Source organism: Cellulomonas hominis, from assembly GCF_014201095.1.
GTDB classification, from domain to species: domain Bacteria; phylum Actinomycetota; class Actinomycetes; order Actinomycetales; family Cellulomonadaceae; genus Cellulomonas; species Cellulomonas hominis.
This window is the reverse complement of sequence record NZ_JACHDN010000001.1, coordinates 4,408,384-4,427,672: the sequence shown is the minus strand read 5'-3', so window position 1 is coordinate 4,427,672 and position 19,289 is coordinate 4,408,384. Positions and strand designations below refer to the sequence as shown.

Below are 19,289 nucleotides of genomic sequence, written 5' to 3'. Positions count from 1 at the left end.
GCGGGTCTGTGACAGAGCCGACGTCCCCCGCCCTCCCGTCCGTGCCCGACCTGCGGTCCCGCGTCCAGGAGGCCTTCGCCGGCGTCCGCGCCGACCTCGAGGCCCTGGTCCGCGTCCCGAGCGTCTCGAACGCCGACTTCGACCAGGCGCACGTCGCCGCCAGCGCGGAGCACGTCGCGCGCCTGCTGCGCGAGGCCGGGCTGCCGGAGGTCCAGGTCCTCTCGGTCGGGCGCCCCGACGGCACCCCCGGCGCGCCCGCGGTCGTCGCCCGCCGCCCCGCGCCCGCCGGCGCCCCGACCGTCCTGCTCTACGCGCACCACGACGTGCAGCCGCCCGGCGCCCGGGAGGACTGGGACACCGACCCGTTCGAGCCCACCGAGCGCGACGGCCGCCTGTACGGGCGCGGCGCGGCGGACGACAAGGCCGGCGTGGTGGCGCACCTCGGCGCGCTGCGGGTGCTCGGCGACGAGCTCGGCGTCGGCGTCACGGTGTTCGTCGAGGGCGAGGAGGAGGTCGGCTCGCCGTCCTTCACCCGGTTCCTGCACACCTACCGCGACCTGCTGGCGGCGGACGTCATCGTCGTCGCGGACTCGTCGAACTGGAAGGTCGGCGTCCCCGGCCTGACCACGTCGCTGCGCGGGCTGGTGGACCTCGACGTCGAGGTCGCCGTGCTGGACCACGCGGTGCACTCCGGCATGTTCGGCGGCCCCGTGCTCGACGCCGTGACGCTGCTGTCCCGGCTGATCGCCACGCTGCACGACGACGCGGGCGACGTGGCCGTGCCCGGTCTGGTCACCGCGCCCGACCCGGCGGTCGACTACGACGAGGACGCGTTCCGCGCCGACGCCTCCGTGCTGGACGGGGTGCGGCTGGCCGGCACCGGACCGATCACCGCGCGGCTGTGGACCCGCCCGACGATCGCGGTCATCGGCCTGGACGCCCCGCGCGTCGCCACCGCGAGCAACACGATCGCCCCGAGGGCCACCGCGAAGCTCTCGATGCGGATCGCCCCCGGGCAGGACCCCGCGGCTGCCCTGGCGGCGCTGCGCGCGCACCTGGAGGGCAACGCGCCGTTCGGCGCGCGGGTCACCGTGCGGGACGGGGAGCTGGGCAAGCCGTTCCAGGCGCCGGCCGACTCCGCGGCGATGCGCGCGGCCCGGCAGGCGTTCGCGGACGCGTGGGGCACCGAGCCGGTCGACATCGGCATCGGGGGGTCGATCCCGTTCATCGCCGACCTGCTCGAGGTGTACCCCGACGCGGCGATCCTGGTGACGGGCGTCGAGGACCCGGACTCCCGCGCCCACGGCGCCAACGAGTCGGTGCACCTCGCGGAGCTGGAGAAGGTCGTCCTCGCGGAGGCCCTCCTCCTGTCCCGCCTGGCCGTCTGACCGCCCGAACCGCCCGCACGCGCCCGCACCGGGCGCGGCGCAGGCGGCCGTCGGGTGGTGCGGGACGTCAGACCGGCGGGGCCGGGTCGTACTGGATGCCGCGTCGGACGGCGCGGGCCATCTCGCGGGACTCCAGGCGCGCCACGAGGTGCAGCGCCATGTCGATGCCGGCGGACACCCCGGCCGACGTGACGACGTCGCCGTCGTCGACGAAGCGCGCCTCCGTGTCGACCAGGACGCTCGGGTCGAGATCGGCGAGCTCGTCGACGGCGGCCCAGTGCGTCGTGGCGGGCCGGCCGGCGAGCAGCCCCGCCGCGGCGTAGACCAGCGCGCCCGTGCACACCGACGTCATGAGCGCGGTGTCCCGGCGCATCTCCCGCACCCAGGCCAGGTGCTCGTGGTCCCGGGTCAGCGGGCGGGTGCCCTGGCCGCCGGGGTGCACCAGCACGTGCAGCGGGCCGACCTCGTCGCGGGAGGTGTCGGGGAGCAGCCGGAGGCCCTTCGCGCACCGCACCCCGGCACCGTCCGCGGAGAAGGTCACGACCTCGGGGCGCAGCACGGAGTGCGCGGCCCACCAGGTCAGCACGTCGAACGGCCCGACGACGTCGAGCTCCTCGGCGTCGTCGAACACGACGATCCCGACCCGCAGCGGGCTTCCCGTGCTCATCGGGTCCTCCTCTCGGCGGCGGACCGCCCGGCCTCAGTACCCGGGCAGCGCGAGCATCTGGTCGAGCGCCACGCGCGCCCAGTGGGCGTCGTCGGCGTCGACCACGATGCGGTTGACGACCCGCCCGTCCCGCAGCGACTCCATCGCCCACACGAGGTGCGGCAGGTCGATCCGGTTCATGGTGGAGCAGAAGCAGACGGTCGAGTCGAGGTACGAGATCCGCTTGTCCGGGTGGGCGGCGGCCAGGCGGCGCACCAGGTTGAGCTCGGTCCCGATGGCCCAGGCCGACCCGGCGGGCGCGGCGTCGAGCGCCTTGATGATGTACTCCGTCGACCCGACCATGTCGGCGCCGGTGACGACCTCGTGCCGGCACTCCGGGTGGACCAGGACGGTGACGTCGGGGACGGCCGCGCGGACGTCGACGAGGTTCTGCGCGCTGAACCGGCCGTGCACCGAGCAGTGCCCGCGCCACAGGATCATCCGGGCGTCGCGCAGCTCCTGCGTCGTGAGGCCGCCGTTCGGCTTCCGCGGGTCGAACACCACGCACCGGTCGAGGGGGATGCCGAGCTGCAGCACCGCGGTGTTCCGGCCCAGGTGCTGGTCCGGCATGAACAGCACCTTGCCGGTGCCGTCGACGCCGCCCACCTGGTCGAACGCCCAGCGCAGCGCGACGTGCGCGTTGGAGGACGTGCAGACGGTGCCGCCGTGCCGGCCGGTGAACGCCTTGATGGCCGCCGTCGAGTTCATGTAGGTCACCGGCACGGTGTCCTCGGCGACGCCGGCCTCGACCAGCACGTCCCACGCGTCCTCGACCTGGTCGATCGCCGCCATGTCCGCCATCGAGCAGCCGGCCGCCATGTCCGGCAGCACGACCTGCTGGGCGTCGGACGTGAGGATGTCCGCCGACTCGGCCATGAAGTGCACGCCGCAGAACAGGATGAACTCGGCGTCGGGCCGGGCGGCGGCCTCGCGCGCGAGCTTGAAGGAGTCGCCGGTGACGTCGGCGAAGTCGATGACCTCGTCGCGCTGGTAGTGGTGGCCCAGCACGAAGGCCCGGTCGCCGAGGGCGGCCCGGGCGGCGCGGGCGCGCTCCACCAGGTCGGGGTCGGAGGCGGCGGGCAGGCCGCCGGCGCACTCGACGCCGCGCTCGGACGCGAGGTCCCGGCCCTGGCCGAGCAGCAGCAGGGCGGACGACGCGGGCTCGGTGAAGGTGGTCTCGGGGGCGAGGAGAGTCACGCGCAGGATCATCCCACAGGGCTCCCGCGCGCTGACCAGGACCTCCGCTCCGCGGTCCCGCCGGCGCGTGCGAGGATCGCCGCGTGCACGTCCTCGTCGCCCCCGGCCGGTTCGACGCGCGCCCGGACGACGGCCCCGCCCGTCCCCGCGGCGTGCCCGCCGGCGACCCGTGGCCCGCGCTGACGGCCCCCGAGGCGGTCGCGGCGATCACCGCCGGCTGGCGGGAGGGGGCGCCCGGCGACACCCTCGTGCCGCTGCCGCTCTCGGACGGCGGGCCCGGTCTCGTGGACGCGGTGCGGGCGGCCCGCGGCGGGGACCTGCTCTCGGTGACGACGACGGACGCGCACGACGCGGTCGTCCCGGGTGCGGTGCTCGTCGTGCACGAGCCGTCGGGGGCGCGCACCGTGTACGTCGACGGCGCGCTCGCCCTCGGGGCGGCCGACCCCGGGGCCGTGCCCGTCACCGCGACCACGTCGACGGGGCTCGGGACGCTCGTGGCGGCGGCGCTGGACACCGGTGCCGGGCGGGTGGTGATCGGGCTCGGCGGGCGGCGGACCGTGGCGCACGACGGCGGCGCGGGGCTGCTCGCGGCGCTCGGCGTCGGCGCGGCGACGGGCGGGCTCGCGGGCGGCGCGGGCGACCTGCGCGGCCTGGCGGAGCTGCGGGAGGCGCTCGCGGGGCGGGACCTGGTGGCCCTGCACGCGCACGACCTCCCGCTGCTCGGGCTCGCCGGGGTGTCGGCGGACCTCGCGGAGTCCGGGCGCGCGGACGCGGAGGCGGCGCAGGACGCGGAGCGGGCGATGGCGGCGTTCGTGCACGCGGCCGGAGCGGCGGCGGAGGCCGGCAGGCCCGCGCGGCGGGACCTGCTGGCGGGCGGTGCGGGCGCGGGAGCGGGAGCGGGCGCGGGCGCGGGCGCGGGCAGCGCCGGTCGCTCCGGAGCGGCTCGCGCGCCCGGGTCGCGCGCGGCCCTCGTCCCGGGCTCCGGCGCCGGCGGGGGAGCGGCGTTCGCGCTCGGGCTGCTCGGCGCGCGGCTGGTCGAGGGCGCGGCGTGGGTCGCGGACGCCGTGGGCCTGGCCGCGCGGGTGGCCGAGGCCGACCTGGTCGTCACCGGCGCGGGCGTGCTGGACTCCGCCGGGCTGGAGCACGGCGTCGTCGGGGCGGTCGCCCGGGCCGCGCTGCCGCTCGGGGTCCCGGCCGTGGCGCTGGCCGCGCAGCTGCGCACCGGTCGCCGGGACTGGGGCGCCGCGGGGCTGGCGGGCGGGTTCGCGGTGCTGGAGCACCCGGACGACGCGCAGCGGTGGCGGGCCGACCCGGCCGCGGCGCTCCGCGGGCGCGTCCCGCGGGTGGCCCGCACGTGGTCCCGATGACGGCCGGGGATCGGTCGGGTCCTGTGCGCGTCCCGTGGTGCACCCGGGGTGCGGGCGTACATTGGGGAACAGATCACGTGGGGTCGCGGTTGTGCCTGGCGTGACCGCCCCGCGGCACGCGTGCGCGCGCGCCGGCGACCGACAGCGAGACCCGTCAGGAGACACCATGAGCGAGACCACCGAGACCGCGACGCACGGCGTCGTGCTCACCGACGTCGCGGCCGACAAGGTGCGCAGCCTGCTCGAGCAGGAGGGGCGCGACGACCTGCGCCTGCGCATCGCGGTGCAGCCCGGCGGGTGCTCGGGCCTGATCTACCAGCTCTACTTCGACGAGCGGGTGCTCGACGGCGACGCCCTGCGCGACTTCGACGGCGTCGAGGTCGTCGTGGACCGCATGAGCGTCCCGTACCTCGAGGGCGCGACGATCGACTTCGCGGACACGATCGAGAAGCAGGGCTTCACGATCGACAACCCGAACGCCGGCAGCAGCTGCGCCTGCGGCGGCTCGTTCAGCTGACCGCGGCCACGGCCTGACGCGAGGAGCCCCGGACCGGTGCGGTCCGGGGCTCCTGCGCGTCCGGGTCTGCGTGCGGGGTCAGAGGTCGCCCGCCCCCGCGGCGCGGCGGAGGTCCGCGACCACCCCCGGGAGCACCGCGCAGAACCGGTCCACGTCCGCGGCCGTCGTGCCGCGGGGGAGCGAGAGCCGCACGTTCCCCTGGCTGAGCAGCCCCATCGCGGCGAGCACGTGGCTGGGCGTCTCGGTCGCCGACGTGCACGCGGACCCGGACGCGACGGCGAACCCGGCCCGGTCCAGCGCCGTCACGACCGCCTCCCCGTCGACGTAGAGGCAGGAGAACGTCAGCACGTGCGGCAGCCGCTCGGCGTGCGCGGCGGGGCCGGCCACGTCGACCAGCCGGATGCCGGCCACGCGCGAGCGCACCCGGTCCACCAGCGCCGCCCGGTCGTCGTCCCCGGCCCGCACCCGCGCGTCGGCGTGCTGCAGCGCCACCGCGGCGGCCAGGGCCGCGGGGACGGCGACCCCGCCGGGGAACCAGCGGTCCTCGTCGGCCGGGCCGACGGGGGAGCGGCGCACGCCGGCGCGGGTGACGAGCACCGCGACCCCGGGCGGCGCGCCGACGTCGCCGGGGTCGAGCGTGAGGACGTCCCACGCCGCGCCGACCGGCACGTGCCCGAACGACGACCCGGCGTCGACCAGCAGCGGCACCCCGGCCGCGCGGGCGGCGGCGTGCGCCTCGGCGACGGGCTGCCGGGTGCCGACCTCGCCGTTGGCGTGCTGCAGGGCGGCGAGCGACACGCCCGGTGCGGCGACGGCCTCCGCGAAGGCCGCGAGGTCCACCTGGCCCGAGCGGTCGACGGGCACCGTCACCCGGGTCCCGCCGCCGGACTCGCTCGCCGCCAGGTCGGCGGCGTCGAGGACGGCCATCCGCTCGACCGCGGACGCGACGACCGTGCCGCCGACCCGCCGCCGACCGCGGGCGACCGTGCGCACGGCCCCGTGCAGCGCGGCGGTGTGCGAGGGCGCGAGGTCGACCTCCTCGGTGCGCGCGCCCACCAGGGCGGCCACGGCCTCGCGGGCGCCGTCGAGCAGGGCCCGGGCGCGCCGCCCCTCGGAGTGCAGCCGCCGCGGGTCCGCCCAGCCCTCGTCGAGCGCCGCGAGGTACGCCTCCCGGGCCGCGGGGAGCACGGGCGCGCGCCCGGCGGAGTCGAGGACGACGCGGGCGGTCGGCAGCGGGGCGGCGGTCACGTCAGGCACGGTATCCGCCCAGGACAGGGCAAGCCCGGCCCCCCCGGGGGTCAACGGGGAGTGATCCAGATGACACTCCGTCATCTCGTCGGCCGGAAACGCGGTTCTCGGGCCACGAGCGGCCGGTCCGCGCGCTACGCTGCACGGGATCGAGGACGAAGGTCCTAGGTGACTTCCCTGTCGGACGGCAGACGCCCGGAAGGCGTCGCGGGCGACGGGGACCGAAGTGGAAGGCCCCCGGTGCGCTCGCAGACCCCCCGCCGCCCGAGGCGGACCCGACTGGCCGTCGCGGGACTCGCGACCGTCGTCGCGCTCGCGCTCGCCGGATGCTCGCCCGAGGTCCAGCGCGGCTGGCTCCCCGGCGACTCCGACAACGAGATCACGAACCAGACCGGCCGGATCACCAACCTCTGGGTGGGTTCCTGGGTCGCCGCCCTGCTGGTCGGCATCCTGGTCTGGGGCCTGATCATCTGGTGCGTCGCGGTCTACCGGAAGCGCAAGGACGACGACCAGCTCCCCGTGCAGCTCCGGTACCACGTGCCGCTCGAGATCATGTACGTGATCCTGCCGATCATCATGGTCGGCGTGCTGTTCTACTACACGGCGCGCGACATGACGGAGATCCAGGACACCTCGGCGGAGCCCGACCTGACCGTCCAGGTCATCGGCAAGCAGTGGAGCTGGGACTTCAACTACGTCGACGACGACGTGTACGACACCGGCCAGCACGCGCAGGAGGTCGGCGCGACCGGCGTCCTCGCCGAGCAGCCCACCCTGTACCTGCCCGTCGGGGAGCGCGTCGAGTTCGTGCTCGACTCCCGCGACGTCATCCACTCGTTCTGGGTGCCGGCCTTCCTCTACAAGCAGGACATGATCCCGGGGCGGACCAACACCTTCCAGGTCGTGCCGCAGGTGGAAGGCGAGTACGTCGGCAAGTGCGCCGAGCTGTGCGGCGAGGAGCACTCGTCGATGCTGTTCAACGTGAAGGTCGTGTCGCGCGACGAGTACGACGCGCACATCGAGGACCTGCGGGACGCCGGCCAGGACGGGCAGCTGGGTCTCGAGTACAACCGCCTGCAGGACGTCCGGGTGACCGGTGAGGGTCCCGAGGGCGAAGAGGGAGAGAGCTGATGGCCGCCACCGTCGAGGTCGTGCCGGGGCTCGCCCCCGGGCGCCAGACCCTGGGCCGCACGATCGTCAAGTGGGTCACGTCGACCGACCACAAGACGATCGGCTACATGTACATGATCGCCGCGTTCGTGTGGTTCGCGATCGGCGGCCTCATGGCGCTGCTGATCCGCGCCGAGCTGTTCGAGCCCGGCATCCAGGTCGTGCAGAGCAAGGAGCAGTACAACCAGCTCTTCACGATGCACGGCACGATCATGCTGCTGCTGTTCGCGACCCCGCTGTTCTCCGCGTTCGCGAACATCATCATGCCGCTGCAGATCGGTGCCCCGGACGTCGCGTTCCCGCGGCTCAACGCGTTCTCGTTCTGGCTGTACCTGTTCGGCGGCCTGATCGCCGCCGCCGGGTTCCTCACCCCGCAGGGCGCGGCCTCGTTCGGGTGGTTCGCGTACGCGCCGCTGTCGAACTCCGTGTACTCGCCGGGCGCCGGCGGCGACCTGTGGGTGTTCGGCCTCGCGCTGACCGGTTTCGGCACGATCCTCGGCGCGGTCAACTTCATCACCACGATCGTCACGATGCGCGCGCCCGGCATGACGATGTTCCGGATGCCGATCTTCACCTGGAACACGCTCATCACGAGCCTGCTCGTGCTCATGGCGTTCCCGCCGCTGGCCGCCGCGCTGTTCGCGCTGGGCGCCGACCGCCGGCTCGGGGCGCAGGTGTTCAACCCCGAGAACGGCGGCGCCATCCTCTGGCAGCACCTGTTCTGGTTCTTCGGGCACCCCGAGGTCTACATCATCGCCCTGCCGTTCTTCGGCATCGCGACCGAGATCCTGCCGGTGTTCAGCCGCAAGCCGGTGTTCGGCTACAAGGGCCTGGTGTACGCGACCATCGCGATCGCCGCCCTGTCCGTCACCGTGTGGGCGCACCACATGTACGTCACCGGCGCGGTCCTGCTGCCGTTCTTCTCGCTCATGACGATGCTCATCGCGGTGCCGACCGGCGTGAAGTTCTTCAACTGGATCGGCACGATGTGGCGCGGGAAGCTCACGTTCGAGACGCCGATGCTCTGGACGATCGGCTTCCTCACGACGTTCCTGTTCGGCGGCCTGACGGGCATCATCCTGTCCAGCCCGGCCCTCGACTTCCACGTCTCCGACACGTACTTCGTGGTGGCGCACTTCCACTACGTCGTGTTCGGCACGGTCGTGTTCATGATGTTCGGCGGCATGTACTACTGGTGGCCGAAGTTCACGGGCCGGATGCTCAACGAGCGGCTCGGGAAGATCCACTTCTGGCTGCTGTTCATCGGCTTCCACATGACGTTCCTCATCCAGCACTGGCTGGGTGCGGAGGGCATGCCGCGCCGGTACGCCGACTACTCGCCGGAGGACGGGTTCACCTGGATGAACCAGCTCTCCACGGTCGGCTCGATGATCCTGGCGATCTCCACGCTGCCGTTCCTGTGGAACGTCTACATCACCTGGCGCCGCGCGCCGAAGGTCACCGTGGACGACCCGTGGGGCTACGGCCAGTCCCTGGAGTGGGCGACGTCCTGCCCGCCGCCGCGGCACAACTTCACCTCGCTGCCGCGCATCCGCTCGGAGCGCCCGGCGTTCGACCTGCACCACCCCGAGGTCGCGGCCATGGACCACGTCGAGCCCGAGCCGGGCTTCTTCGACTGGGAGGCCGAGCGCACCGGTGAGCAGGGCGTGGCCCGCGACCGCGCGCAGCACGGCGGCGGCCAGGAGGAGCAGTCCAGCGCGACGATCGTGGACGACCGCCCGCGCGGCACCGACGAGGACGAGGAGGGCCGCAAGTGAGCTCACCCCACGAAATCACTCGCTTCGCTCCCGATTCCGAGGGGACCCCGAGATGAGCAGGCTCGACGAGTTCGGCGGCACCCGGCCGTCGCTGACGGGCAGCGGCGAGCGCCCGCGGCACGCGATGAAGGTGGAGCCCTACCTGTTCCTGGGCGGGATCCTGTTCTTCATCCCGATCGGCCTCATCTACGCCTGGTGGAGCGACGGCGAGCCCGTCGGCACCGTGGGCATCCCGCTGGTCGGGGGCCTGGTCGGCATGATCGGCGGCTACCTGCTGCTGCTCTCGCGCCGCATCGACGCCCGCCCGGAGGACGACCCGGAGGCGCTCATCGCCGAGGGCGCCGGCGACCAGGGCGTGTTCAGCCCGTGGAGCTGGTGGCCCATCACGATCGCCGCGGCGGGGGCCATCGTGTTCCTCGGCATGGCGATCGGGTGGTGGCTGCTGTACGTGGGCGTGGCGCTCGGCGTCATCGGCCTGGTCGGCTGGGTCTTCGAGTTCTCCCGCGGGCAGCACGCGCACTGACCCCGGGTCGGCACGCGAGGGGCCGGGCACCGTCACGGTGCCCGGCCCCTGCGTCGTCTGCCGGCCCGTCCTGGCGACGTGGCCCTGCAGGCGACGGCCTGCCGGACCGGGACCGCGCACGCGCCGAGGGCCGGCCACCCCGACGGGGTGACCGGCCCTCGGCCCGTGCGCGGGCGGTTCAGAGCGACGGGACGATCAGCCCCGCGGTCTGGGTGCGGGCGCGGGTGAAGCGCTCGCCGGCGTCGGCCCAGTTCACGATGTTCCACCACGCCTTGACGTAGTCCGCCTTGACGTTGACGTAGTCGAGGTAGAACGCGTGCTCCCACATGTCGAGCACGACGATCGGCACGATGCCGAGCGGGATGTTGCCCTGCTGGTCGTACAGCTGCACGATGACGAGCTTCTCGCCGATCGAGTCCCACGCGAGGATCGACCAGCCGGAGCCCATGATCGTGGTGGCGTTCGCCGTGAAGTGCGCCTGGAACTTGTCGAACGACCCGAAGAACTCGTCGATCGCCGCGGCCAGCTCGCCGACCGGCTTGTCGCCGCCGTCCGGGGAGAGGTTCTGCCAGAACACCGAGTGGTTCACGTGGCCGCCGAGGTTGAAGGCCAGCGTCTTCTCCAGGCCCGCGACGGCGCCGAGGTCGCCGGACTCCCGGGCCGCGGCGAGCTTCTCCAGCGTCGTGTTCGCGCCGGCCACGTACGTCGCGTGGTGCTTGTCGTGGTGCAGCTCCATGATGCGGCCGGAGATGTGCGGCTCGAGCGCCGCGTAGTCGTAGGGCAGGTCCGGAAGGGTGTAGTCGGCCATCAGTGCCTCTCCGTGCTCGGGTCGCGGCTTCGGCTGCCGCGACGACGTCCAACGCAGGTGCACCCGCGGGTGCACCTGCCATCTGTCGTACCACGACGGGATCGCGGCGGCCCGTCGGGAACGACCGCGCCCACCCGGTCCAACGACCGGGTGGGCGCGATGATTCCCCAGGTCAAGCCCGGGTTTCAGTGCGTCGAGGTGCCCTCGGTGTCCTCGGTGTCGGCCGCGAGGTGCCGGGCCCCGGACGCGCCGGCCCCGATCGCCTCGTGCTCGTCGTGCGCCGCGGGGAGGGCGTCGTGCCCGCCGTGCGACTGCGCCGCGAGCAGCTCCGCCGGCGTGACCGGCTCGACGCGGTCCTCGTAGAACACGCGGGACAGCCGCTGGCGCAGCCGGTCGGACCGGTAGCCCTTGCGGCGCACGCCGCGCGAGTCCTCGGCCGGCTCGATCTCGATCGGCCGCCGCGGCTCGTGCTGCACCCGCAGCCACCGCTCGTGGGCGTCGAGGGGCTTGTGCACCTCGATGTACTCGCCGGACGCGAACCGGACGATGCGCCCGGTCTCGTGGCCGTGCAGCACCAGCTCCCGGTCCTTGCGCTGCAGCGCCAGGCAGATGCGCTTGGTCACCCAGAACGCGATCGCCGGGCCGACGAACAGCAGCACCCGGAACGTCCACGTGATGTCGTTGATCGACAGGTGGAAGTGCGTCGCGATCAGGTCGTTCGAGCCGGCCAGGATGAGGATGAAGAACGCCGTCAGGAACGAGACGCCGAACGCGGTGCGGAACGGCGCGTTGCGCGGACGGTCCAGCACGTGGTGCTCGCGCTTGTCGCCGGTGGCCAGCGACTCGATGAAGGGCCACAGCGCCAGCGTCGTGAACAGCAGGCCGGGGATGACCACGCCGGGGATGAGGATGTTCATCGACACCGTGTACTGGCCGATGACGAACTCCCAGCCCGGCATCAGGCGCAGGCCGCCCTCGAGGAACAGCATGTACCAGTCGGGCTGCGCGCCCGCGGACACGACGCCCGGGTCGAACGGGCCGTAGTTCCAGACCGGGTTGATCGTCATCGTCGCGGCCATCAGCGCGATGACCGAGAACACGATGAAGAAGAAGCCGCCGGCCTTCGCGACGTACACCGGGAACAGCGGGTAGCCGACGACGTTCTTGTCCGACCGGCCCGAGCCCGGGTACTGCGTGTGCTTGTGCAGCACGACGAACAGCAGGTGCAGGCCGATGAGCGCGAGGATCAGCGCCGGCACCAGCAGCACGTGCACGGTGAACAGGCGCGGGATCAGGTCGGTGCCCGGGAACTCGCCGCCGAACAGCGCGAACGAGATGTACGAGCCGAGGATCGGGATCGCGCGGGCCACGCCGTCCGCGATGCGCAGGCCGTTGCCGGACAGCACGTCGTCGGGGAGCGAGTAGCCGGAGAAGCCGGCGAGAAGGCCCAGGATCATCAGCGTGAAGCCGACGAGCCAGTTGAGCTCGCGCGGCTTGCGGAAGGCGCCGGTGAAGAACACGCGCATCATGTGCGTGACGATCGCCGCCATGAAGATCAGCGCGGCCCAGTGGTGGATCTGCCGCATGAGCAGGCCGCCGCGCACCTCGAACGACAGCCGCAGCGTCGAGGCGAACGCCTCGGACATCTGCACGCCGTCCATCGCGGCCCAGGGGCCGTGGTAGTGCACCTCGTTCATGGAGGGCACGAAGAACATCGTGAGGAACGTGCCCGAGATGAGCAGCACGATGAACGCGTACAGCGCGATCTCGCCGAGCAGGAACGACCAGTGGTCGGGGAAGATCTTGCGGGCGAACTCCTTGACCGCGACGCCGATGCCGGTGCGCTGGTCCAGGTAGTCCGCGGTCGCCCCGGCGGCGCGGGCGCCGGCCGTCGGCGGCGCGCCTGCCGCGCGGGTGGGGGAGTCGACGGTGCTCATGTCAGGCGCTCCCAGAAGGACGGGCCGATAGGTTCGCTGAAGCCGTCCTGCGCGACGAGGTAGCCCTCGTCGTCCACGGTGATCGGCAGCTGGGGCAGCGGGCGGTGCGCGGGGCCGAACACGACCTTGGCGCCGTCGGCGGCGTCGAAGGTCGACTGGTGGCACGGGCACAGGATGTGGTGCGTCTGCTGCTCGTACAGGGCGACGGGGCACCCGACGTGGGTGCAGATCTTCGAGAACGCGACGATGCCGTCGTACGACCAGCCCTCGCCCTGCTCGGACTTGATGTCGCGCGGGTCCATGCGGATCAGCAGGACGACGGCCTTGGCCTTCTCGTTGAGCGGGTGCTCGGCCTCGTCCAGCTTGTCCGGGATGACGTGGAACACCGAGCCGATGGTGACGTCGGCCGCCTTGATGGGCCGGCCGCTCGGGTCGATGGTCAGGCGGGTGCCGCGGCGCCACATCGTGTGCTTCGAGCGCGCCACGTTCCAGTCGCCACCGAGGTTGCCGACCAGCGGCACCGCGATGGCGAGCGGGAACAGCGCGAGCGAGGTCACCATGGCGCCCTTGAGCACGCCGCGACGGCCGATCGCGGAGTCCTTCGCGCCGGCCTTCAGCGCCTCGACGGCCGCGGCCCGGTTGGGCTCGGACGTGCGGACGCTGTGCCGCTCCTCGGACTGCTCGCGGTCGTTCATCAGGGCCTTGGCCCAGTGCACGGCGGCGACGCCGATGCCCGCGAGGCCCAGGAACAGCCCCAGGCCCAGCAGCAGGTTGGACAGCCGCATGCTGCCGACCGTCTCGCCCGGGGGGACCAGCGCGTACGCGACGATCGCGCCGATGGTGCCGAGGATCGAGACGGTGAACAGCACGACGACCTGGCGCTCGGCGCGCTTGTTCGCCTTCGGGTCGGTGTCGCCGCGGCGCTCGTGGTGCTCGGGGTGGCCCGGGTCCTCGAAGCGCTCGGGCAGGGTGCCGTCCGCGCGCGTCGTCACGTCGGTGCCGGTGTTGTCGTTGCTCACGAGGACTTCGCTCCGATCCAGACGGCCGCGCCGATCAGCAGGCCGATGCCGACGACCCAGGCCCACAGGCCCTCGCTGACCGGGCCCAGCGAGCCGAGGGACAGGCCGCCGGGCGACCCGTCACGCTGCTCGTCGAGGTAGGCGATGATGTCCCGCTTCTCCTCGGGGGTGATGTTCGCGTCGTTGAAGACCGGCATCGACTGCGGGCCGGTGAGCATCGCCTCGTAGATGTGCGTCGGGCTGGTCTCGTCCAGCGCCGGGGCCCACTTGCCCTGGGACAGCGCGCCGCCCGCGCCGACCGCGTTGTGGCACATCGCGCAGTTGGTGCGGAACAGGGCCATGCCGTTCGCCGCGTCCCCCTGGCTCGGGTCGACCATGTCCTCGGTCGGGATCGCCGGTCCGGCGCCCAGCGAGGCCACGAAGGCCGCGAGCTGGTTGATCTGCTCCTGGTCGAACTGCGCGGGCTTGGCCTGGATCTGCGCGCCGTTCATCTGGGCCGGCATGCGGCCGGTGCCGACCTGGAAGTCGACCGCCGCGGCGCCCACGCCGATGAGGGACGGGCCGCCGGCGCCGCCGTCGACGGCCTCGCGGCCCTCGGCGGTCGGGCCGTGGCAGGTGGCGCAGTTGGCCTGGAACAGCTTCTGGCCGGCGGCGATGTCGCTGTCGCTGGCAGCCGCGGGCGCCGCGTCGGCGCTGGCGGGCTGGGCGATCGCGTACACCGCACCGGTCAGCAGCAGCGCCAGCAGGAGCAGCACGACCGGCGCGAACCGGTGGTGCCTGCGGGCGGCAAGTGCCTTCACGGATGGATCCTCGTCTCGGGCGTGCGGGGGGCGTTGCGGGGGCGGCGGGGGTTCGTCACTTGATCAGGTAGATCGTCGCGAACAGCGCGATCCACACGACGTCGACGAAGTGCCAGTAGTAGGAGGTGACGATGGCCGTGGTGGCCTCGTGGTGGCCGAACCGCTTGGCCGTGAACGAGCGGCCGAGCAGGAACAGGAACGCGATCAGGCCGCCGACCACGTGCAGGCCGTGGAAGCCGGTCGTCAGGTAGAACACCGAGCCGTACGGGCTGGACGAGATGGTCAGGCCCTCGTGGACCAGCTCGGCGTACTCGAAGATCTGGCCGCCGATGAAGAAGGCGCCCATGACGTAGGTCAGGGTCATCCACTCGTTCATGCCCCAGCCGCGGACGTTGAGGACCGAACCGGAACGCACGGGCTGGAACCGCTCGGCGGCCCACACGCCCATCTGGCAGGTGACCGACGACAGCAGCAGCACCGTCGTGTTGATCGCCGCGAAGGTGATGTTGAGCTTCTCGGTCTGCACCGCCCACTCCTCGGGCACCGTCGCCCGGAGCGTGAAGTACATGGCGAACAGGCCCGCGAAGAACATCAGCTCCGACGCCAGCCACACGATGGTGCCCACCGACACCGGGTTGGGTCGGTTGACGCTCACACGTGGAGCGGAGGCGGGGGCAGCCGTTGCGGTCGTCACGCACGTCAGTATGGCCGAAAACGGCTCCGCATGGGTCTCAAGTCCTAGGGAGTCGCCGAGGTTTCTGTCACATCGTCACCTCGATCGGCGTGATCCCGGGGTGATCCCGGGGCGTCGGCGGGCGTCGGCGCCGCCTGCGCGGGTCGGCGTGCCAAGATGCAGGGCAGGGACGCGCGCGACACGTCCCGACCCCCCGCACGAGTGAAGGACCATCATGGCCGCTGACCGCCTCACGTCCGGTGACACCGCCGGGGCCTCCGACGCCCCGGGCCCGCGCATCCTGCTCTACAGCGACGACGTCGACACCCGCGCCCAGGTGCGGCTCGGCGTGGGCCGCCGGCTCGGGCGCGGCGCCCCGGACATCGAGTGGGTCGAGGCCGCCACGGCGCACGCCGCGCTGGAGCAGGCGGAGGCCGGCGGGTACGACCTGTTCGTGTTCGACGGCGAGGCCGCCAAGGTCGGCGGCATGGCGCTCGCCCGGCAGGTCAAGGACGAGGTCTTCGGCTGCCCGCCGGTGCTCGTGCTGACCGGCCGTCCGCAGGACGCCTGGCTCGCCGCGTGGTCCGACGCCGACGCCGTCGTGTCCCAGCCGCTCGACCCCATCGAGCTGCAGGCCGCCGTCGCCGGGCTGCTCTCCGGCGCCCCCGCGGCATGACCGAGGCGGTCACCTGGTCCGACCTGCTGACGACGCTCGTCGGCCGGCAGGACCTGTCCGAGGCGCAGACCGCCTGGGCGATGGACCAGATCATGTCCGGCGAGGCCTCGCCGGCGCGGGTCGCCGGGTTCCTCGTCGGGCTGCGCGCCAAGGGCGAGACCGTCACCGAGCTCACCGCCCTCGCGGACACGATGCTCGCGCACGCCCTGCGGTTCGAGGTCCCGGGCCGCGCGGTGGACATCGTCGGCACCGGCGGCGACCGGGCGCACACCGTCAACGTGTCCACGATGGCCTCGCTCGTCGTCGCGGGCACAGGCGTCCGGGTGGTCAAGCACGGCAACCGGGCCGCGTCCTCGTCGTCCGGCTCCGCGGACGTGCTGGAGGCCCTCGGCATCCGGCTCGACCAGAGCGTGGAGCGCGTCGCCGCGCTGGCCTCCGAGGTCGGCATCACCTTCTGCTTCGCGCTCACGTTCCACCCGGCGATGCGGCACGTGGCCGTCGCGCGCCGCGAGCTCGGCATCGGGACGGTGTTCAACTTCCTCGGCCCGCTGACCAACCCCGCACAGCCCGCGGCCGCGGCCATCGGGGTCGCCGACCCGCGGATGGCCGGGCTGGTCGCCGGCGTGCTCGCGCGCCGCGGCACCGAGGCGCTGGTGTTCCGGGGCGACGACGGGCTGGACGAGCTCGCGCCGACCGGGACCTCCCACATCTGGCACGTCACGGGCGGGGAGGTCTCCGAGCACGTGCTCGACCCCGTCGCCGACCTCGGCCTCACCCGGCTCACCGTCGCGGACCTGCGCGGCGCGGACGCCGAGTTCAACGCGGGCGTGGCCCGGGCCGTGCTGGCGGGGGAGCCGGTCGCCTCGCGCGAGACGGTGCTGCTCAACGCCGCGGCCGCGCTGGTGGCGGACGGGTCGCTGCCCGGCACGGGCGCGGACGGCGGCGGCCTGGTCCCGCGCCTGCGCGCGGGCCTGGGTCACGCGGCGCGCTCGGTGGACGAGGGCTCGGCGGCGGACGTCCTGGCGCGCTGGCGCGCCGCGAGCTGACGCGGGCGCTGGCGCGCCGCAGGCTGACCCGCGCGCTGGCGCGCCGGGAACCCCGTGCCCCGCGCTGCAGGCACCCGCCGAGACCGCCCCGAACCGGCCGTCGAGAGTGCAGCACATGCTGCCTTCGCCGGTCCGGGACCCGCAGTTCCTGCAACCTCGACGCGCGGGCGTGGGCCCGGCGGCGGGACGGCAGCGCCGCGGCCGCGTGCGCGGCCGCGGGTCAGTCCTCGATGCCGAGGGCGAAGGCCTGCTCGAGGTCGTGCTGCGAGTACGTCCGGAAGGCGATGTACGTCTGCGTGCGGACCACGCCGTCCACCTTGCTGACCCGGTCCGCGATGATGTCGGCGAGCTCCTCGTGCTCCCGGACGCGGACCATGGCGATGAGGTCGACCTCGCCGGTGACGGAGTACACCTCGCTCACGCCGGGGATCTCGGCGATGGCGGCGGCGACCTCCGGGATGCGGGCGGCGTCGGTGTCGATGAGCACGATGGCGGTCAGCATGGCGCCATCATGCCGCGCCGGCGGCACCCCCGGCGGCACCCCTCGCCGCACCCGCGGCGCCCGGGCCGCCCCGCCCGGCCGCCGCTCCCTCGAACCGCGCGTCCCGCGCCGCGACGCCGCCGGCGTCCCCGTCGTCCGCGGCCGTCCGCCACCCCGCGTCGTGCGCGCCCACGGCCGCCGCCGGGTCGGTGCGGGCCTGCGCGGACCGCACGGGGTACGCCCACGGCGTGCTGACGCCGACGATCCGCACCCCGGGCCGCCCGAGCCACGCGAGCACGAGGTCGGCCTCCTCCGGGTGGCCGGCGGGCGCGGGCGCGACGGGCGGCGGCACGTGCTCGCCGGTGACGCGCAGCGAGTCGATCGCGGGGGACGGGTCGGTGCGCGGCGGGACGAGCGCGGTGCCGGCGAGCCGCCCGTGCCGCACGAGCACCACCTCCCACCCGCCGGCGTCGGTGCGCCGGGCGGCGACGAGCTCGGCGCACGCGGCGAGCGGGGCGAGGCGCTGCGACCGGGCGGATCCGCGCAGGAACGCCGCGAGCCGGTCCCGGACCCCGCCCGCCTCCTCGAACCGCTCCTGGCGGGCGAGCGCGCCGAGCCGGGCGGCGTGCGCGTCCACCACCTCGGCCGGGTCGGCGGTCATGGCGGCCCGCACCCGGTCGACCACGTCCGCGTACTCCGCGGCCGCCTCGGGCCGCACGCACGGCGCGGGGCAGCGGCCGATCTCGGCGAGGTGGCACGCGCTCGCCCCGGCGGCGGGCACGAGCGGCAGCCGGGCGGTGCACCGGCGCAGCGCGAACGCGTCGTGCAGCGCCTCGACGGCGGCCTGCGCGGCGGCCTGGGACGCGAACGGCCCGATGTGCGTGGCGTCGTCGCGGACCTCCCGGACGACGGACAGCCGCGGGTACGCCTCGGCGGTGAGCCGCACCCAGGGCATCCGCTCGGGGGCGCGGGACCGCCGGTTGTACCGGGGGGAGTGCTCGGCGATGAGCCGGAGCTCGCGCACCTGCGCCTCGAGCGGGGTCGCGCACACCACGGGGGTCACGGCCTGGGCGATCCGGACCATCTCCCGCATGCGGGAGCGCTTCTCGGCCGCCGTGAAGTACGAGCGGACCCGCTTGCGCAGCGACGTGGACGTGCCGACGTACAGCACCTCGTCGTGCGGCCCGCGGAACAGGTACACGCCCGGGGCGTCGGGCAGGCCGTCGGCCAGGTGCCGCTTGCGCCGCACGTCGGCCGGCACCGCGTCGGCGGCGGTCGCCAGGTCCTCGAGGTGCGTGATGCCGAGCGGGGCGAGCCGGCTCAGCAGCGCGTGCAGCACGTCGACGGTCGCGCGGGCGTCGGCGAGCGCGCGGTGCTCCGGGACGGTCGTGGCGTGGAACAGGGCGGCCAGGGTGCCGAGCTTGTGGTTGGGGGCCTCGTCGCGGGTGACGACCCGCCGGGCCAGCCGGACGGTGTCCACGACCGCGAAGCCGGGCCAGGCGTGCCCCGTCGCGGCGGCGGCGGCCTTGAGGAACCCGACGTCGAACGGCGCGTTGTGCGCCACGAGCACGGCACCGCGCGCGAACTCGAGGAACGCGGGGAGCACCGCCTCGATGCGGGGCGCCCCGATCACCATGGCCGTGGTGATGCCCGTGAGCACCTGGATCTGCGCGGGCACCGGGCCGCCCGGGTCCACGAGCGTCTGGAACTCCCCGAGCACCTCGCCGCCGCGCACCTTGACCGCGCCGATCTCGGTGATGGCCGACGTGCCGGGGGCGGAGCCGGTGGTCTCCAGGTCGACGACGACGAACGTGACGTCGGACAGCGGGGTCCCGATGTCGTCGAGCGTGACCTGCACGGGCCGCCCGGGGGCGGGGTGCACGAGGTCGACGCGCGGCGGGAGGGACCGTGGAGCCATGCCCGGCACGCTAGCCGCGGGGTCCGACACCCGGACC

Annotated in this window: 18 protein-coding genes; 8 read left to right on the top strand and 10 right to left on the bottom strand. The window is 74.0% G+C overall.

Annotated elements, in window-relative coordinates:
• Positions 1-8 precede the first annotated feature (8 nt).
• Positions 9-1,388 (top strand): dipeptidase, encoded by a 1,380-nt coding sequence (locus HNR08_RS20960; RefSeq protein WP_168432173.1) that lies wholly within the window; start codon positions 9-11, stop codon positions 1,386-1,388.
• 67 nt (positions 1,389-1,455) lie between these two features.
• Here the strand turns inward: HNR08_RS20960 and HNR08_RS20955 are convergent, their stop codons facing one another.
• Both HNR08_RS20955 and nadA read right to left on the bottom strand, forming a co-directional pair.
• Positions 1,456-2,055 carry a DJ-1/PfpI family protein gene (locus HNR08_RS20955; protein WP_146840173.1) on the bottom strand — a complete coding sequence of 200 codons (600 nt, stop codon included), beginning with the start codon at positions 2,053-2,055 and terminating at the stop codon, positions 1,456-1,458.
• 33 nt (positions 2,056-2,088) lie between these two features.
• Positions 2,089-3,303 carry a quinolinate synthase NadA gene (gene nadA / locus HNR08_RS20950; RefSeq protein ID WP_146840171.1) on the bottom strand — a complete coding sequence of 405 codons (1,215 nt, stop codon included), beginning with the start codon at positions 3,301-3,303 and terminating at the stop codon, positions 2,089-2,091.
• Between the two features lie 71 nt (positions 3,304-3,374).
• Here nadA and HNR08_RS20945 point away from each other — a divergent pair, with 71 nt between their 5' ends.
• Entirely contained in the window at positions 3,375-4,658 is a 1,284-nt protein-coding gene (locus HNR08_RS20945; protein WP_246803165.1) for a glycerate kinase, read from the top strand.
• Positions 4,659-4,824: 166 nt separating this feature from the next.
• The gene (gene erpA / locus HNR08_RS20940; protein WP_146840169.1) at positions 4,825-5,175 is read left to right on the top strand and encodes an iron-sulfur cluster insertion protein ErpA; all 351 of its coding nucleotides are present in this window, start codon (positions 4,825-4,827) and stop codon (positions 5,173-5,175) included.
• Between the two features lie 78 nt (positions 5,176-5,253).
• Here erpA and HNR08_RS20935 read toward each other — a convergent pair whose 3' ends face one another.
• Positions 5,254-6,423: a cysteine desulfurase family protein gene (locus tag HNR08_RS20935; RefSeq protein ID WP_246803164.1), complete on the bottom strand. Its 1,170-nt coding sequence runs from the start codon at positions 6,421-6,423 to the stop codon at positions 5,254-5,256.
• Between the two features lie 240 nt (positions 6,424-6,663).
• Here HNR08_RS20935 and ctaC point away from each other — a divergent pair, with 240 nt between their 5' ends.
• The 3 genes from ctaC (at position 6,664) to HNR08_RS20920 (ending at position 9,894) form a co-directional block, all read left to right on the top strand.
• Positions 6,664-7,554, top strand: coding sequence for an aa3-type cytochrome oxidase subunit II (ctaC, locus tag HNR08_RS20930; RefSeq protein ID WP_146840167.1), 891 nt, complete (start codon positions 6,664-6,666; stop codon positions 7,552-7,554).
• Entirely contained in the window at positions 7,554-9,371 is a 1,818-nt protein-coding gene (gene ctaD, locus HNR08_RS20925; RefSeq protein ID WP_146840165.1) for an aa3-type cytochrome oxidase subunit I, read from the top strand. The genes ctaC and ctaD overlap by 1 nt, the downstream gene beginning before the upstream one ends.
• Before the next feature lie 124 nt (positions 9,372-9,495).
• A complete protein-coding gene (locus HNR08_RS20920) occupies positions 9,496-9,894 on the top strand; it encodes a cytochrome c oxidase subunit 4 (protein ID WP_146840177.1) in 399 nt (132 codons plus the stop codon).
• A gap of 178 nt (positions 9,895-10,072) precedes the next feature.
• Here HNR08_RS20920 and HNR08_RS20915 read toward each other — a convergent pair whose 3' ends face one another.
• From HNR08_RS20915 to ctaE, 5 genes are all read right to left on the bottom strand, one after another.
• Entirely contained in the window at positions 10,073-10,702 is a 630-nt protein-coding gene (locus tag HNR08_RS20915; RefSeq protein WP_146840163.1) for a superoxide dismutase, read from the bottom strand.
• A 185-nt stretch (positions 10,703-10,887) separates the two neighbouring features.
• Positions 10,888-12,639, bottom strand: a complete 1,752-nt coding sequence (gene qcrB / locus HNR08_RS20910) for a cytochrome bc1 complex cytochrome b subunit (RefSeq protein ID WP_146840161.1) — start codon at positions 12,637-12,639, stop codon at positions 10,888-10,890.
• The gene (gene qcrA, locus HNR08_RS20905; protein WP_146840159.1) at positions 12,636-13,658 is read right to left on the bottom strand and encodes a cytochrome bc1 complex Rieske iron-sulfur subunit; all 1,023 of its coding nucleotides are present in this window, start codon (positions 13,656-13,658) and stop codon (positions 12,636-12,638) included. The genes qcrB and qcrA overlap by 4 nt, the downstream gene beginning before the upstream one ends.
• Positions 13,655-14,458 carry a cytochrome bc1 complex diheme cytochrome c subunit gene (gene qcrC, locus HNR08_RS20900; protein WP_146840157.1) on the bottom strand — a complete coding sequence of 268 codons (804 nt, stop codon included), beginning with the start codon at positions 14,456-14,458 and terminating at the stop codon, positions 13,655-13,657. The genes qcrA and qcrC overlap by 4 nt, the downstream gene beginning before the upstream one ends.
• Positions 14,459-14,513: 55 nt before the next feature.
• Positions 14,514-15,152 (bottom strand): aa3-type cytochrome oxidase subunit III, encoded by a 639-nt coding sequence (gene ctaE / locus HNR08_RS20895; protein ID WP_443092584.1) that lies wholly within the window; start codon positions 15,150-15,152, stop codon positions 14,514-14,516.
• Positions 15,153-15,366: 214 nt separating this feature from the next.
• Here ctaE and HNR08_RS20890 point away from each other — a divergent pair, with 214 nt between their 5' ends.
• Positions 15,367-15,807: a response regulator transcription factor gene (locus HNR08_RS20890; RefSeq protein ID WP_146840153.1), complete on the top strand. Its 441-nt coding sequence runs from the start codon at positions 15,367-15,369 to the stop codon at positions 15,805-15,807.
• A complete protein-coding gene (trpD, locus tag HNR08_RS20885) occupies positions 15,804-16,853 on the top strand; it encodes an anthranilate phosphoribosyltransferase (RefSeq protein WP_146840151.1) in 1,050 nt (349 codons plus the stop codon). Before HNR08_RS20890 ends, trpD begins: the two co-directional genes overlap by 4 nt.
• Before the next feature lie 220 nt (positions 16,854-17,073).
• On the opposite strand, the gene HNR08_RS20880 is transcribed toward trpD, so the two are convergent.
• Together HNR08_RS20880 and HNR08_RS20875 are read right to left on the bottom strand one after the other, a co-directional pair.
• The gene (locus HNR08_RS20880) at positions 17,074-17,355 is read right to left on the bottom strand and encodes an Lrp/AsnC family transcriptional regulator (protein ID WP_146840149.1); all 282 of its coding nucleotides are present in this window, start codon (positions 17,353-17,355) and stop codon (positions 17,074-17,076) included.
• 7 nt (positions 17,356-17,362) lie between these two features.
• Complete coding sequence (locus HNR08_RS20875; RefSeq protein WP_146840147.1) at positions 17,363-19,252, bottom strand: DEDD exonuclease domain-containing protein; 1,890 nt, start codon at positions 19,250-19,252, stop codon at positions 17,363-17,365.
• Positions 19,253-19,289 lie beyond the last annotated feature (37 nt).